Origin of the sequence: Bacteroides sp. NGMCC 1.200775, assembly GCF_040798045.1 — a bacterium.
Classification (GTDB): Bacteria; Bacteroidota; Bacteroidia; order Bacteroidales; family Bacteroidaceae; genus Bacteroides; species Bacteroides hominis.
In genome coordinates this window covers 18704-35166 of record NZ_JASCQK010000004.1, presented here as the reverse complement: position 1 = coordinate 35166, position 16463 = coordinate 18704, and the positions used below count along the sequence as shown (strand labels likewise).

The 16463-nt window shown below is 43.5% G+C and carries 14 protein-coding genes and 1 pseudogene; 8 read left to right on the top strand and 7 right to left on the bottom strand.

The annotated features are described in order from the left end of the window. Nucleotides 1-224: 224 nt before the first annotated feature. From QK890_RS11955 to QK890_RS11935, 5 genes are all read left to right on the top strand, one after another. Complete coding sequence (locus QK890_RS11955) at nucleotides 225-626, top strand: phage integrase SAM-like domain-containing protein (protein ID WP_229067022.1); 402 nt, start codon at nucleotides 225-227, stop codon at nucleotides 624-626. Nucleotides 627-767: 141 nt separating this feature from the next. Then, nucleotides 768-1529, top strand: coding sequence for an exonuclease subunit SbcD (locus QK890_RS11950; protein ID WP_005807733.1), 762 nt, complete (start codon nucleotides 768-770; stop codon nucleotides 1527-1529). Between the two features lie 38 nt (nucleotides 1530-1567). Next, nucleotides 1568-2605, top strand: coding sequence for a YhcG family protein (locus QK890_RS11945; RefSeq protein WP_005807734.1), 1038 nt, complete (start codon nucleotides 1568-1570; stop codon nucleotides 2603-2605). 593 nt (nucleotides 2606-3198) lie between these two features. Beyond that, nucleotides 3199-3690, top strand: coding sequence for a hypothetical protein (locus QK890_RS11940; protein ID WP_005807736.1), 492 nt, complete (start codon nucleotides 3199-3201; stop codon nucleotides 3688-3690). Beyond that, nucleotides 3687-4121 (top strand): nucleotidyl transferase AbiEii/AbiGii toxin family protein, encoded by a 435-nt coding sequence (locus QK890_RS11935; protein WP_005807738.1) that lies wholly within the window; start codon nucleotides 3687-3689, stop codon nucleotides 4119-4121. Before QK890_RS11940 ends, QK890_RS11935 begins: the two co-directional genes overlap by 4 nt. Here QK890_RS11935 and QK890_RS11930 read toward each other — a convergent pair. After that, a pseudogene (locus QK890_RS11930) lies at nucleotides 4100-4395 on the bottom strand (DUF1016 N-terminal domain-containing protein); the annotation flags it as partial. The gene QK890_RS11935 and the pseudogene QK890_RS11930 sit on opposite strands and share 22 nt — an antisense overlap. Before the next feature lie 558 nt (nucleotides 4396-4953). Between QK890_RS11930 and QK890_RS11925 the strand changes: the two are divergent. Continuing rightward, nucleotides 4954-7266 carry an ABC transporter permease gene (locus tag QK890_RS11925; RefSeq protein WP_005807741.1) on the top strand — a complete coding sequence of 771 codons (2313 nt, stop codon included), beginning with the start codon at nucleotides 4954-4956 and terminating at the stop codon, nucleotides 7264-7266. An 87-nt stretch (nucleotides 7267-7353) separates the two neighbouring features. On the opposite strand, the gene QK890_RS11920 is transcribed toward QK890_RS11925, so the two are convergent. The 6 genes from QK890_RS11920 to QK890_RS11895 form a co-directional block, all read right to left on the bottom strand. Beyond that, the gene (locus QK890_RS11920) at nucleotides 7354-8082 is read right to left on the bottom strand and encodes a nitroreductase family protein (protein WP_217737771.1); all 729 of its coding nucleotides are present in this window, start codon (nucleotides 8080-8082) and stop codon (nucleotides 7354-7356) included. 2 nt (nucleotides 8083-8084) lie between these two features. Next, nucleotides 8085-8795, bottom strand: coding sequence for a type 1 glutamine amidotransferase domain-containing protein (locus QK890_RS11915; protein ID WP_217737772.1), 711 nt, complete (start codon nucleotides 8793-8795; stop codon nucleotides 8085-8087). A gap of 136 nt (nucleotides 8796-8931) precedes the next feature. Further along, the gene (locus QK890_RS11910; RefSeq protein WP_005780737.1) at nucleotides 8932-9771 is read right to left on the bottom strand and encodes a patatin family protein; all 840 of its coding nucleotides are present in this window, start codon (nucleotides 9769-9771) and stop codon (nucleotides 8932-8934) included. Between the two features lie 37 nt (nucleotides 9772-9808). Continuing rightward, the gene (locus tag QK890_RS11905; RefSeq protein WP_005780738.1) at nucleotides 9809-11998 is read right to left on the bottom strand and encodes a cation:proton antiporter; all 2190 of its coding nucleotides are present in this window, start codon (nucleotides 11996-11998) and stop codon (nucleotides 9809-9811) included. 375 nt (nucleotides 11999-12373) lie between these two features. Then, a complete protein-coding gene (locus QK890_RS11900; protein ID WP_232307369.1) occupies nucleotides 12374-12700 on the bottom strand; it encodes a DUF4907 domain-containing protein in 327 nt (108 codons plus the stop codon). Beyond that, nucleotides 12687-13739, bottom strand: coding sequence for a kelch repeat-containing protein (locus QK890_RS11895; RefSeq protein ID WP_122296703.1), 1053 nt, complete (start codon nucleotides 13737-13739; stop codon nucleotides 12687-12689). The genes QK890_RS11900 and QK890_RS11895 overlap by 14 nt, the downstream gene beginning before the upstream one ends. Before the next feature lie 195 nt (nucleotides 13740-13934). Between QK890_RS11895 and QK890_RS11890 the strand changes: the two genes are divergently transcribed. Both QK890_RS11890 and QK890_RS11885 read left to right on the top strand, forming a co-directional pair. Then, on the top strand, nucleotides 13935-15260 hold the full coding sequence (locus QK890_RS11890) for a DUF4270 family protein (protein WP_182424422.1): 1326 nt from the start codon (nucleotides 13935-13937) through the stop codon (nucleotides 15258-15260). Then, nucleotides 15257-16462 (top strand): hypothetical protein, encoded by a 1206-nt coding sequence (locus tag QK890_RS11885; RefSeq protein ID WP_122296701.1) that lies wholly within the window; start codon nucleotides 15257-15259, stop codon nucleotides 16460-16462. The genes QK890_RS11890 and QK890_RS11885 overlap by 4 nt, the downstream gene beginning before the upstream one ends. Nucleotide 16463: the final 1 nt, after the last annotated feature.

Here is a 16463-nt window from a genome sequence, read left to right as displayed (position 1 = left end):
TTCAGATGGTTTAGTCTAAAATTCGCTTCTTCACCTCACGGATGGACCCTTCGGGCGAAAGCCGGGATACTTACTTCTTTGTCAACTATAAACAACGAGTTTCAGCATTGTGAAACCAAGTATTTTTAAAAGATGCGCAAAGATAACGCAACCACACTAAAAATCAAATAGTTATAAAACAGATTTTTTAGCGAAGTCGGACAAGAAAACAAAGGAAAGCATATTTGGAAGGGAGTTACGTTACCAGTTTGTATCCTGTTAAAGCAAAAACGGTCAAAACGCAGGAAACACTTATCAGCTATTGCAACCGATACAACCACCAACTTGCAGCCAGAATCGGTGTAAACATAACATTGGAAAGTTATAAACGATACGGCGCATCATTCAACCACCTACGCCGTTTTCTACGAACAAAGTACAATCTGAGTGACATTTCGTTTCAAGCATTGGATTATTCTTTTGTCGAAGCCTTTGATTTCTACCTACGGGTACAATTGAAATTCAAGCCCAATACCATTGTAGGTATTTGGGGTAACTCAAAAGGCAGCGAGTTGCTCGCCACACCTTGCCCCTACAGGGAGCAATCGCCCTCCCCCAAGTCGGGCGATTGTAGAAATCAAGAATAGGATTACTAAATAAATATATAAGAAAACAATGTTACTAATCCGCATTTTCAATATATTTGCAGTAGATGGAAATTATGGAAAGAGGAATGGAAAGATCTTAAAATAGATGAGATAAAAAAAGAATGGTATAAATAATAATAAATGAAAATAATCCATACTGCAGATTGGCATTTAGGGCAGACGTTTTTTGAATATGACCGTAAAGGTGAACATACTCTATTTTTGACGTGGTTTCGAGAGCAAGTGAAAGTTCACGAGGTGAATGTGTTGTTTACTGCCGGAGATTTGTTTGATATCCCAAACCTATCGGCTGAATTACAACGGCAGTACTATACTTTTTTCAAAGAGGTGACGGCGAAGAATTTCGCTCTGCAAATCATCATTATTGCCGGAAATCATGACTCGGAAGCCCAGCTCGAAGTTCTCAATTCGCTTTTGGTATCGATGGATGTTACTGTGTGGGGAATTGTCAAGCGTACCGAAGAGGGTAATATTGATTTCGACCATTTGATTGTACCGCTCGGTAAAAGAGAGTATTGTTTGGTTGTACCCTATTTGCGACAAGAGGATTATCCCGAATCAGATGCCTATGCAGAAGGAGTGCAAGTGATGTATAGAGAACTTTTTGATACACTACCTATGCCGGACAAAAGTAAACTTTTCATTGTAATGTGGTATTTGCAGGCTATGTGTTCGAAGATTTTGGAAAAAAACCGTGCCGAACGCACGATTATCGGAAGGTTAGAGTGTTTTTCGCCTGAAGTATTCGACGAAGAGATTGCATACACGGCACTCGGAAACTTGCACTGTACCCAAAGGGTGTCGAGGCATGAGAATGTCCGATATGCAGGTGCTCCGTTACCGATGTTATTTGCCGAAAAAATAACAAAGAAAGTGTACTGAAAAAAATATAATAGATTAGTATTGAAAGAATTCATGATATGGCAAAAGAAATAATAATAAATGATAGCGAGTACGCTCAAATATTACAGCTGGCAGTCTCTGAAATTCAGACCGCTCGCACTATCATTGCCCGGCAAGTAAACACTTCCGTCAATTCTGTATATTGGAATATCGGAAAGTTGCTCTTTGATAGAAATTTAGAGAGTGGATATGGTAGTGGCGTAGTTAAACGATTATCAGTGGATTTGAAAGAACAGTTTCCGGATATGGGATTGTCTCCTCGTAATCTATGGGATATGAAGCGTTTTTATGAAAGATATAAAACTTGTGATTCAAAACTGCGACAAGCTGTCGCAGTTTTACCTTGGGGACATAATTTATTATTGATAAACAAGATAGATGACAATAATGCTGTGAAATTTTATGCAGAAGAGTGCTTGCAGAAAGGTTGGTCGAGAGATATGTTACTCAATGCAATAAAGATGAATACTTACGCAGCTCATCAGACACAAATCAAAACGAATAATTTTGATTCGGTCTTACCTGTAGCACAAGCAGACTATGCGAATGAGGTCTTTAAAAGTTCATACAACTTGGGGTTTCTTGGGATAACAGAACCGGTTAAAGAGCTGGAATTGGAGAAGCGGCTGGTTGCTAAAATCAGATCGTTTATACTGGAGTTAGGTAAGGGATTTTCTTTTATTGGAAACCAATACCGTCTGGAGTATAACAACAAGGAATATGCGGTGGATATGCTATTCTTTCACAGGGGTTTGCGGTCACTTGTTGCCATCGAATTGAAGATCGGTGCTTTTAAGGCAGAATATGTAGGCAAAATGAACCTATATCTTTCACTTCTTGATCGTTTAGAGAAAGCTGAAGGAGAGAACCCATCAATCGGTATAATCCTTTGTGCCGACAAGGATCATTTAGATGTAGAAATCGCTTTGCAAGATATAAACAAGCCTATCGGGGTAGCTGAATATCAACTACTGTTACCTAAAGACGAACTTCAGGCGTTGCTTATCCAAGAGATTAATTCTATGGAAGAAAATATAGGTTCAAAAGGGGAGTAGCAACATTTATTTTGCTACTCCAAAAACTTTTGTACCTTTGTATCTGAGCTAAAGAACTACTCGAAAAATGAAGAGTATCACCGAAGGTTACTCGTTACAAATCCGTTACCTATTCTGTTCTTTCTTATGCGGAAATTGCTTATAAACAATAGGATAAAACTAAAACATAATTATGTTACCAAATCGTAGCTCACCTCCAAAACTCAAAAAAATGAATATAATAGATTAATTTTCAACCGATTGCCTGCTTTTGCATATTCTCAAATAACTCAACAGTAATTAAATTTGCAACCAAAAAAAGTTGAGTTATGAGAAGTACATTTAAAGTGTTATCTTACACAAAGAATCAGTCAGTAAAAAACGGTAAGGCACCCGTTATGGGTCGTATGCAGGCTCCACTTTCGTAGATTGCCGCAAAGAGCCGTTTTTCAGGAAAGGACAAAAGCACGGCACTTAGAAATAAATGCCGTATATTTGTACACATAAGACAAGAATAGTATGGATGACAAATTGAAAAATCTGACAGAACACAGAACGGGGGATATATCACCCGCAAGCAGATTATCGGCAACCGTTATCTGTATTACCAGTTATTGGAATCGGTAAAATTCGGCGAGATTATCCGTCTGAAACCCGATGTGTACTGCATAGAGGATGTGATGGCGGATACAATGATTGACCTTGACAAGATAATTCCCGAAGGAGTGTTGTGCCTTTATTCCGCATGGGCGCACTATGGGCTTACCACACAAATACCGCAAGGTTTCTATGTAGCTATACCGAGAAAACGGAAAGTTACCTTGCCTGACTATCCACCCATCATCCTTAATTATTGGGACAATTCCACCTATGCTACCGGAATCAAGCGCGAGCAGATAGACGGAATTGAGGTATCCATCTACGATATGGAAAAATCAGTCTGCGATGCTCTCCGTTACCGCAACAAAATCGATATTGATGTCAGTTCGGAAATTTTAAGGAATTATCTGTCACGTAAAGAACATAATATCACCCAGTTGACAAGTTATGTCAAGTCCATGCGGATAGCCAGAATACTTAATAATTATCTGGAAATTCAACTATGACAAAAGAAAACAAAGACTACGATAAATCCGTAAAGGCGAAACTCCTGAATCTGTCGAAGGCGGAAGGGCTGCCTTACCAGCCATTGCTGATACGTTATGTGCAGGAACGCCTTTTATACCGGCTGGCACAGAGCAAGTACAAGCATCGTTTTTATCTGAAAGGCGGCGCATTACTCTATGCCCATGAACAGTTCAAGGCACGTCCGACACTGGATATTGATTTTCTGGGACACAGCATAGCCAATGATAAAAAGATTATAGAAGAAGTTTTCTCTGAAATATGCGGCATATCCTGCGAAACGGACGGAATCCGTTTCGATACGACCACTATCGAAACGGAAGAGATAAACGAGAACCGTGTATATAAAGGCATCATTAAATTGTTCGTTTCAACGAACGAATTGTCCGAAAGCATCTGGCACTCCTCATAGAATGTACGCATCTTTCGTAAACTTGCTGTGGAAAAGCCTCTTAACCCGGGTAATTCTTTACGAAGTTGTTCGCTGATTGCTTCAATGAATCCCTTGCCCCAATTCTTATTGCGGGTATTCACAGAAACAAATCGTCCAATGCCGTAGTAAAGTGCTAATTGTTCTTGGTTAATATAGCCAAGGCTCGTTGTTGGCTTTGCAAAATCGCACCTTTAATTGCTTGAACAGCATTGGTGAGTTCTGTACATTTCATTGTATTAATAATATTGCTCATTTTAATATCAAATTATTGTATATATCTTGAATAGTCAATATTTGACAACAAATTTAGTAAAAAGATTACACAAAAAAAAACCTTAGTTATCCATTATTTTTTCTCCTAACCCAATAAATAGACTACTACCTTTTTCTTTCCGTTGGCATAAACTATTCAAAACCTTTAGCCTTATCTTGCTTGCCTCGTATGTTTTAAGCCTAAACGTATTGATATACAAAATGATGCAGAACGATGAAACGTGACGCCACGAAGAAAAATCTGACTCTGTCATCGGGTAATGATTTGAAAACTGTCCGCCTTCATTCCCTTGCTTTATTGCCATTGTTCCTATTTCCGAGCTTCTCTGTTTAATGCGTTATAAATCAGTTCTTAAAGCATGTATTCACTTTTTTTGCTACGGGAGGGGCAGCCGGATGTAATTGTGCGATAGTGAACCGCATTTGTGCGTGTTCGCACAAATGCAAGAGAGCGTTCGGGAATATATTGTATTATATAATAGCTATTTAGCTATATGGCATGATTCTTGCAAGTATAAAGAAAAAACAGTAATAGAACATGATTAAGCATTACTTGAAAGTAGCATTACGCAATCTAATGAACTTTAAAGTTCATAGTCTTATTTCGGCTGTTTGTTTAGCGATAGGCATCACCTGCTTTTGTATGATGAATCATTTTATTGATGCCGTATCCGGTAAGATTGAACTGTCCGATGATAATGAATACAGCATCCGGTTGCTCGGAACATCTTCCCAGACAGCCGCCGATATCTATTTGTTTAAGGAGGATTTTGATTATCTGAAAGAGTTGCCGATAGCGGGCATAGATACCCTTGTGGCTTCTTCCTCTTATAGCAATGGAAAAGAAATTACGGCCATCGACAAAAAACAACGGGAACTGCCGTTTCTGGTGTCGTTCAAAGATGTATCATCTAATTATTTCACTTATAATTCGCTCCAATTGAAGTATGGCAATCAAGAGATAACAGCTCCCAACGAGGTGATCGTCTCCGAATCGTTTGCCCGGAAAGCATTTGGACAAGAAGATCCGATAGGTCAAGTCATCCGTCAGGAGACAGAGGCTAACGACTCGTCTGATCTTGTGGTGTATAAAATTGTCAATGTTGCTTTGACAGAAGAAAAAGATCATCGTGGAAAAACAATCGATTGTTATTTTCCCCTGTCCGCAAAGTCCCGTACTCCACTCAGTATCAGATCACGTCTCACCGGACAAACCACGACGGAAAGCCTAAATAAACAGTTAAAGAACCTGACCTGGAAGCATGGAGACCAGGATATCTATTTATATGCTTTCCTGGAGTCGGAACAGAATGACAGCGTCCAAAGAACGATAAGTATTCTGCTCGCCCGGTTTATAGCTTCTCTGATTTTATTGTCTGGTTTGATCAATTTTCTGAAGTTCATTATCCAGATGTTCTATAACCGGCAACGAGAACTGGTGCTTCGCAAATGTATCGGTTCGGACATCAAAGGATTGTTTGCCCTGCTTTTCGCCGAGATCTTCTGGATGCTATCTGTCGCTTTCTTTCTGTCATTGGCCGTGACGGAAATCACCCTCTCTTTGGCATATACATACATCCGTCCGGAAGACATGATCTCATTCTCCTTGGTAGATCTATATGGTTCACAATTAGTCTTATACCTCGTTTTGCTGTTGGTCTGCATGCTCGCCATTCTTTACCCTATCTATCGGTTACGCCGGTTGAGTGTCCTCCATTCGGTCGTGCAGAGACAGAAGCGGCACGTGTTCCGCAATTTCATGATTGCTTTACAATTGGCGATCTCCATCCTTTTCACAGGCGGTGTATTTGGCATAACGCTTTTGTTCGATGAGATGTTTGAAGGAATGTACCATCCTTTGAGCACGGAAGAAGAGAACCGGGTGATTTCAATATCGGTCAATACCATACGCATGCAGAAAAACATGGATGCCATTCTTTCGGATATCCAGTCCTTACCCGAGATAACCGATCGGACATCCGCTTTCAATACTTTCGATGCCGATGTTTATACCTACATGACCTACATGAAAAACGGAAAGCCGAGAGGAAGTGTGCTGATGAACGAAGCAGAGCCCCATTATTTTGAGTTCTTCAAGATCCCGTTCTCCGGAAAATTGGTGGATAAGGATGCTCAAGACTTTGTTTATATAAGCGAACAGTTTAAAGAACAATTGCAAAAGGATAGTATAGAAGGTAGTGTCACGTTGGATGGCAAAGAATACCAGATTGCCGGAACTTACCGCGCACTGAACAAGGAAAATGCTCAGAACAGGGCAGTCGGTTCTGTCTTTTTAGTTAATCCGCAAGCTTATACCTATTACTTCAAAACCCTCCATTCGGATATTACTCCGGTCGCCCTGGAAAAAATAACAGAGATCTGCCGGCGTTATGTACCTGAGACATTGCCTCTTGATATTCGTAATATGGGTGATTCCAAACAGTCCGTTATGGGAACTGTAGCACTCTTGCAGACAGCATCCCTGTTGTTGGCAATAGTCAGTATCCTCTTGTTGATATTAAGTATTTATTCCGGAATCTCCATGGATGTGGTAAACCGTCAAAAGGAAGTAGCCATCCGAAAAATAAACGGAGCTACCCCGAAAGTGATTGCCCTGTTATTCGGCAAAATCTATCTGATCATTTACCTCTCTGTCTTCGTAATTATCTATCCGTTAGTACGATTGGTATTGATAGGGATCGCGCAAAAAAGTAGTTTGAAAAGCATATATAGTTGGAATTGGGGAATCTTGTTGTTCTTCACGATGGCCCTTTTGATCTTCTTGGTTACGGCATACAAGATTTATAAAGTAATGCACCTGAATCCGGCAAGTGTTTTGAAAAAGGAATAAAACGACCTCTGTTGCGTCTGCCTGTTATGAGGGTGTGTCCAACTAAAGTGCCCCCAAAAGTTTTGTGTCTGACTTTTGGGGGCAATATTAAACTCTATGATAAACTTCATTAAAAAGTACTCTGCCCCGTTCACCCCAGATTCCTTTATTTCCATCCCGTATTCCGCATGCAATCACCATATTCACCCCGGCACCATGAGGCAATTTCAACAGTTTCTTCATTTGTTTACTGTCAAAGCCCTCCAAGGGACAAGTATCATATCCTTCGTTGGCCATTGCAATCATAAAGGTCTGAGCGGCAAGTGCACAAGATTTATGGACGACGACACGCATATCACCCTCGGAAACTTCACGCACAATAGGGCGGAAAAGGCCGATGGCTTTAGTCAATAAAACTCTCAAAAAACCCAGTATACCAAAGAAGCGGGCATAAAGAAACGGCATTAACTTTCCGTAATAGAGTTCTCTGTCCTTGATACGTTTTTCCTGACGCTCCCGGGGACTGTTTCGTCTGACGTTCCCTCTTTCAAAATCGAGTACAAACCTGGCCCTGCTCCGATATAAATCCTGACGTGTAACAAAAACGACAATCTCTGAAGCTGTTGAAGTCGCAGTCTGGTCAAGACAGGCTTTGGATATCTTTGCCAGCAACTCTGGTTGTGTGACCTGATAAAACTCCCACAATTGCATATTTGAACTGTTGGGTGCCAACGTTGCCAGTTCCAGACAATGTTTCACCTTTTCCGGATCCAACTGTTTCTCTCTATCAAACACCCGTACAGAACGACGATAATTTAAGACTTCCTCTAAATTCATTTTTATCTGATCAAATTATTTTTCCCATTTAATTGTTGCATTACCACCTCCGCCATTTCTTTTGAACTGAACGGGTTTTGCCCCGTTATCAGATTATGGTCCACCACTACTTTTGAGGTCATCGGAATCAATGCTTTTTCGTAATCGGCTCCTCTCTTTTTCAACTCTGCTTCAAGATCAAAAGGTACCTCCTTCTTTCTCCTGGCAACACTTTCCTCAAACCAGGAAAATCCTGTGAGCCTTTTATCTTTTATAAGATACTCTCCGTTGGACAATTTGACATTCAAAAGCCCACTTACACCATGGCAGATCGCGGCTACTATTTTAGTATGCTCATAATGCTCCTTAATAATCGTCTGCAAAGTGGTATTATTAGGAAAATCATACATCGTACCATGTCCGCCCGCCAGATAGATACAATCAAACAGCTCTCCGGCAACCTCGTCCAAACTCTTCGCATGTCGCAACTCATTCCTAAATTCAGGATCATCCCAATACCCTTTCGTAAGTTTGTCTAAAACCATCGGCTTTAAACTTTCCGGATCAACAGGGACGTTGCCACCTTTGGGGCTTGCTATGATTATTTCATATCCCTTTTCTTCCGCACAATGATAGATGTGGGTCAACTCACTGAGCCACAACCCTGTTTCCAGATTTCCATCAGCATACATATCCGTTCCCGTTACAACAGCCAGCATTTTCAAGGTATCCATATATATTCTTTTTATAGTGACGTTATATAGGAACATGGCTGTAACCTACTTGTTACTTTACCAATCAGACTTTTAACTTTATTTTCAACCACTTGTGACCCGGCTTCTTAAAACATCCACATTCTTTGCCGGGATATCAGCCAACTTCAAACTTCTGCTTCGCACATTCGTATCCTTCTTCATACAGATCGGTCAGTTTATGAATGTCACGTTCAATGCGATCGACAACAACCGGTTTCCGGGGCCGGATAACAGTTATATTTCCCTCTTCTTCCATACGCTCAACCATCTCCAACTGTTCGTTGTATACAGCACAACGCCTGCTCAACGCTTCACGTATCTTCGGATATTTACGATAAACAAAAGAGGGAACGCGGATGTCTTTATTCTCTTTCCGATAACCGCGGTTCCGGGTAAGGACAACCACATTGTTCCGATATCCATCGTCTATGGCACGTTGCAAAGGAATAGAGTCGACAATACCTCCGTCCAGCATGGGAATACCGTCTACATAAGCTATGGGGCAAACGAAAGGAAGGCTGCTGGAAGCACGGACAATGTCGATCACACGGTTTTTATCCTCTTTCTCCTCAAAATAATTGGCTTCTCCGGTCAGGCAATTGGTAGTCACCATCACATAACGCCCGGGAGAATTGAAGTATGCCTGATAATCGTATGGAAGTATATGCTCGGGAAACTCCGTAAAGAGGAGATCGAAGTCCAGAATATTCCGTTTCTTAAGCAGATGTTTCAGCCCGATATAATGATATTTTTCTAACAGGTCGATATTACTGTACTTGGCACGCCCACGCTGTCGGGACATATACGAAAGGCCGTTACAAGCCCCTGCAGACACCCCGATCGTATAAGGAAAACGAATATCATGGTCCATTAGATAGTCCAGTACCCCACAGGTAAACACTCCGCGCATACCTCCGCCTTCAAGCACCAGACCGGTTTGATTATCGATTGTCATCTTTCAGAATAATTAATCGTTAGAAATTAGTAGTACCTTAGTTTTTCTTAGGCCGCCGGATGACTAACAAGGAAGGAAAATCACGGAACACTTCTTCCTCTTCGGACAACTTCGTATAGGACAGGTGGCTCATCACAAGCAAGCCGTCCTTTGCTACCGAAGCCAGATCAACGGCGCTATTAAAGGATTGCGTTCGTATCCGGGAGGAATATTTGGCCAGTATCGGCTCTGTAGACTGCCGGAAAGCCTCATCATCCGTATCGAAGAGGAAAAGATGTACCTGTGCGCCCCCCTCCAGCATACTCTCAAGATAAGTAAGCAGAAAAGCATCGATCACCCCACCCAACACAAAAGAGACGGGGACGTTTCCGCTATAACCACGGTTGACAAAAACGGCTACCGGACATTTCACCTGTTCCATCACATCATCTATCTTATCACGAAACAGAGAGAGCCATAACACTCCGCTGCCTCCGGCAGCATCCGGTCTGTACTTACTTCCTGCTCCCAGCAGAAACATGTCAGGACGCTCTTTTCGTGCCAACCGGATCATATCCTGCACCAATTTATCGGTCACCCGGTAACGGTTTTCAACACTAAGTCCCAACTCGGAAGCTTTTTCGTCCACCAGCGAGAAACTATCACGGGCATATTGCTCTGCATTCAATGGGTTTAAGTCCGTCCCCACCGTAAAATGGGCAGCGACCACATGGGCAGCTTTCATCTTTTTTCCAAATAATAAGAAAAAGACGGAAAGCAGGCTGCGTCCCGACTCCGGGCGTCCAAAACAAAAGACCAACTTCAACTTAGCCGATAAACGTTCTTCGCGACGGGCAAAAATCTGTTCAACAAAATGCAGCAACGGGGTGGTCATGAAGGTAGTCACCAGAGCCATAATGACCAGGATTACAAAAATAGAAGGTGGAAGCACTCCCATTTCGTATCCGATGTTTAATGCAACCAACTCCATCAATCCCCGTGTATTCATCAGCGTACCGATAGTAAAACTGTCTTTCCACGACTCTCCCACCAAACGGGCGGCAACGGCGCAACCACCCAGTTTTCCTGCCACAGCAACCGTAATCAACAACAGGCAGACTCCCCAAAGCGCCGGACTGTTAATCAATCCAATCTCCGTACGCAACCCGGTAAAGGCAAAGAAAAGCGGAAGGAAAAAGACAAGAGCAATGTCTTCCACTTTTTCCATCATCACTTTACGGAATCCCAGGCTGGGAGGCATCACGACTCCTGCCATGAAGGCTCCGAACAGGGCATGAATACCGATAATCTCGGTAAGCGTAGAGGAAATAATCAAAATCAGCAGAATCAGGGCCACAAATGTTTTATTAATCACCTCCTGATTGGCATACACCTCTCCTACTTTCTTGAGAAACGGCCGTACCACCATAAACATGATTATGATATAAAGGGCAGTCAGCCCGATGGCATAAAGAGCGCTGGCAAATGTTCCGGCCTTGGCAATGGCTATGACTACAGCCAGCAAACACCAGGCAGTGACATCATCATTAGCAGCCGAAGCTATGGCCAAAGTTCCCAAAGGAGTTTTCGTCATATTCCGTTCCTGAATGATGCGGGCCAATACCGGGAAAGCGGTAATACTCATAGAGATACCGATGAAAAGGGCAAACGGCAGGAAACTTGTCTGGGCAGCGGCATATTCTTCATAAATCCAGTAAGATGCAACGATGCCGAGGAAGAACGGAACCAATATACCTGCATGGCTGATGACCAATGTTTCGTTGATCTTGTTTTTAAGTACACTGAAATCGAGTTCCATTCCGATCACAAACATGAAAAGTACCAGACCGACCTGGCTCAATAATTCAAGATTCGTAAGGGACTCCGGAGGGAACAGGGCCTGGAATACATCCGGAAAGAAATAGCCCAACACGGAAGGTCCCAACACAATTCCCGCCACAATCTCACCAATCACCCCCGGCTGCCCGATATGTTTAAACAGAAAACCAAAAAGCCTCACCATCAACAAGACAGCGATTATCTGTATCAACAATATACTTAACGGATGATGCAGGTTGTCGGTGACAAACTGACAAAACATAGCGAAAGGAGTCTCCTCCGCAACAGCTGATGATGCTACCACATGGTGTGAAAAACGGTCACCTTCCTCGATAGCCATGTAAATAAGTGCCCCGAAAAGGAGCAACATGATTACATAAATAAGATAATTTTTTTTGGCTCTCTGCATACAAGCATATTTTTGTGTGAAGTGTGTCTATGCAAAGATAAAACAAACCAAAAGAAAAAATAGTTTTAGAGCGGGTTTAAATATTGATTCATATAAAAAGGCACTGAAAAGAATATATGGACACTCTGTTTACTTTCCTTATTTCCGCTTCAAAGTTCCTGTTTGTCATCAGTAAAACGAAGATACAGAGGAATAAGAAAGAATAAAAGAGAAAGATAACCAACAGGAAAACAAGATTATAACAACACACAAAATTGATTTAAAACCAAAGGCTTGTTGATTTAAGAGGTAAAACCCGTTAGTTAAAAACCCAGAGGACTTTGGTTTTAAACTAACGGGAACATAGTTTCGAATGTATCCTAAAACACCTGTTCACTAATCGCCGGTAATTCCCTGCCCCTTCAGGTCGGCAGCCGATATTGTAAAATCATTTCCCTGCTTGATCCGTTCCAATACCAGGTTGCCTACTTTCCGGGCATCTTCTTCCAAAGCAAACCCTTTCCGCTCCGGAAGGGAAGGTATGTATGGTTGGCAGATCACTACCCGGTCGCCACAAAGAATCTGATAACCATATCCGTTCCCATTTTCTGTTTCAATTACTTTGAGACGATACGTACAAGCTTCATGCCGATCATAGAAAAAGAGGACTGAAACAGCGCAGGCAACGCATATCATACAAAGTAGCTTCTTATTCCTCTTCATATTCATAAGGTTTCAGTTCCCAGGCATCGTCAAAGTAAGAACTCGAACCACTGCCACCCGTCGCAACAATACCCCGGGTCCCGGTAGAGAAGCAAACAGCATGGATACGGGTACTTCCTTCAAACGCCGTCAGGTCGTCACCTTCCCAAAGATCGGTTGCCGGATCATAAATCCAATAATTCGAATAATAGCTTCCTCCGGCAGTGGAACCCAGAGTCAGATAAGCTTTTCCATCGATCACAAAACTGACTCCATAGGAACGGACAATAGATGTATAGTCATCATCGTAATCATCATCACTCGTATTGGCGATGTCTCTCAATTGTGTCCAAGGTGTAGCAGCGGAAGGGTCGAAGCACCAGAAGTCCGATACATCGGAATTATTGTTCTGCCCTCCGCAGACATAAGCTTTCCCGTCGATGACAAATGCCGTACCTCCCTGACGCTTTTGTCCTCCGAAACCGTTCACGATAGTCCATTGTGAACCGGCTGCGGCAGTAGGGTCGAAACGATAAAAGTCCTTCAGGTAATTATCGTTGTAACCGGTTCCCACATAACCATAATTATCAATCCCGAAGCCAAGGGCATAATAGCGGGCTCCTCCCTTGAAGTCGTCCATCTGCCTCCAACTATTCGTTTCCGGATTATACTCCCACGTATCGGACAGGTATTTCTGATCGGGATTGTATCCGGTAGTGACATACCCTTTGCTACCTACCGAGAAGCCGGTGGCAGCATTGCGGACCGTACCGGGCATATCGGCACGCTGAGTCCACCAGTCATTGTCGATATCATATTCCCAAGTGTCGGCGAGCCGGGTCGTTTTTCCGTTATAGCCTCCGCAGATGTACCCTTTGTTGCCAATGGTGAAACCGGCAGCATCGGTCCGTGCTACCCCGTCAAAGTCCGAACGCCGGTACCATACTCCGGCCGTATAGGAAGCATCTTCCGTACAGGCACACAAACAAAAGAGTATGGCACAAAGCACCAATGCTCCGGACGCGGACTTACTCGCTACAGTTTTTTCTATTCCAGTCATTCTTTTATTCTGTTTTTTAATCGTTAATTACTGACCGCAAATGTAGACGACATCAGTAAGGGTGAAAAAAAGGATCGACTAACAGGCACATTCTCTCTACCAACCAAAATGCAGTCGATAAATCATTCCGGTTAGTCGATAGTTTTTTAACAGGGAAGAGAAATCGACTTCTTTTGCGGCAAAATTATCCGATTAATGAAACAGAAAACCCTATCATTTTTATTCATCACTCTTTTAATATCCCTCCTTGCCTCTTGCCGGGACGAACTGTCGACAGTAGGAGGCAAATGGGTGGAAAGTTCCCTGCGGACGGTGCAGACCGATACTTGCACGGTCCGCATCAGCACTATCCTGAGTGATTCTCTTGCCACATCGGGCGACACAATCTGCCAGATAGGAACCATTGACGATCCCGTCTGGGGCAAAATAAAAACCGCTTTCTATGCAGAATATGACGTACCGGGAGTTTCATTCAGCGAAGACGCCGATTATGGTTTCGATTCCATTACCATCCGGTTCTACTCTTCGGGCAACTATCTGGGAGATACTCTGAATCCGCAACGCATCTCACTGCACAGCCTCTCAGAAAATCTGTCGCTGGACGAAGGATACCTGTATAGTAAATCGACAGTGGCTTACCATGCCACTCCCTTAGCTTCGTTCACCTTCACTCCCACTCCGGGCGAAACCACCCGGGAACACGAAATCCGCCTCCCCGACGAATGGGGACTCGAGTGGTTCGAACGTTTCCAAAACGGATCACGCGAGATGGAGTCACAGGAATACTTCCGCGACTATTTCAAGGGCATTGCATTCATTCCCGAAGAGGGAGGAAGTTGTATCAACGGTTTCATGGTGAATGATTCAAGCCTGTGCATCACACTTTATTATCACCAGACGAAAACAGACGCAACGGAACTGTCCGCCAGTTTCCCGGCCAACAGCGACTTGAGGTTCAACCAAGTCAGTTGTGACCGTAGCCGGACAGCCCTCTCCTCCTTACAAAGCGGAATCAATAACGGGCTTCCTTCGGAAAAGTCCGACCACCAGGCCTACCTGCAAGGACTGACGGGAATGTATCTCAACATCGACTTCCCATTCCTCAATGACTTGCGCGCCGAAGGCAGACTGGTAACTATCGAAAGTGCGCTCCTCCGCCTTTATCCGGTAAAAGAGACGTATGGCGAACGGTATCCTCTCCCCGAATCGCTGACACTATATACAGCCGATGAAAACAATGTAACGGAAGATGTCGTGACGGATATTTCAGGCAGTTCGGTACAAACCGGAAGCCTGGTAACGGACGAAATGATGGGAGAAGAGACCTATTACTCTTTCGATATTACCTCTTTCCTGCAAAGCAATCTGGGGACAGTGGGATACAACCGAAAAATCCTTCAGCTGATGCTTCCGGACAATTTGTTTTTCACCACCCTGAGTGGAGTCGTATTCGGAGATGCCGGCCACCCGGACAGTAGCCCCGTGAAACTAACCATACTTTATAAAACATATAACCCATGAAAAGACAGCTGATTCTACTGCTTACGCTTTGTCACTCCACCTTATTAATATATAGTCAGAACACAACCAATTCCCCTACATCCATGTTCGGCCTGGGCGAACTTTCAACCGGAGAAGGCGGACAGTACGCCGGACTGGGCGGAGCGGGAATCGCCCTGCAAAGCTATAACTTCCTGAATACTGCCAATCCTGCCTCACTTACCGCCATCGAAGGACAACGTTTTCTGATAGACGCCGGACTGATGGGGGCATACAAAATCTACACCCAAACCGGAACAAGCAATCATTCGGTAGTGGGAAACCTGAATAACCTCAGCATCGGTTGCCGTCTCACTCCCCATTGGTACGGGGCTGTATTTATGGCACCGGTCAGCGGTATGGGATATGCTATCACACTGGATCAGGACATCACGGGAACCGGAAATTCCACCGTATCATCACTTTTTGAAGGAGAAGGGGGGCTATCTAAAATGGGTATCAGTACCGCCTACCGCCTTTTCAAAGGTTTCTCTGTCGGTGCTAATCTTTCGTACGTGACCGGAACCATCAAACAAACAGAGACCCAGGGAAGTCTCAGTGTGGAAGAGAGTTCTTACAAGCATGCTTTTTATGTCGATTTCGGCGTGCAATACAAGTTTTCTCTAAACAGGGATAAGTCCATTGTAGCAGGACTTGTATACGGATACTCACAAGATCTGGCACAAGACAACAATCTGTCGGTGAGCAGTTCGTCGGGCAGCGAGTCGATTGATGAAAGCCAACGTTATGTGCGCCAATGCCTCCCGCAATTTATCGGGGCGGGATTATCATACAATAGCCTCCGCTGGATGCTGACAGCCGAATACAAATATACGGATTGGAGCCGCATGAAGTCTTCAAAAAGCAACGTCCGCTTCGAAAACCAACACCGGTTATCGGCAGGTATGGCCTACACAGCAGGCAATATCTACCGCAATCCGATGAAACTGTTACTCGGAGCGGGCGTCAACAATTCATATATGGTCATCCAGAAGAAGAAAGCAACCAACTACTACATCAGTGCAGGAAGCAACTTCACTCTCTATAACGGAAATGTCCTCTCGTTAGGAGTGAAATACAGTGATCAACTCCATCTGCCCAACGGTATGCAACGGGAACAAGGGCTGGCACTCTTCTTCAACTTTACCTTCTCGGAACGGACATACCGGGCGAAAATACAATAGA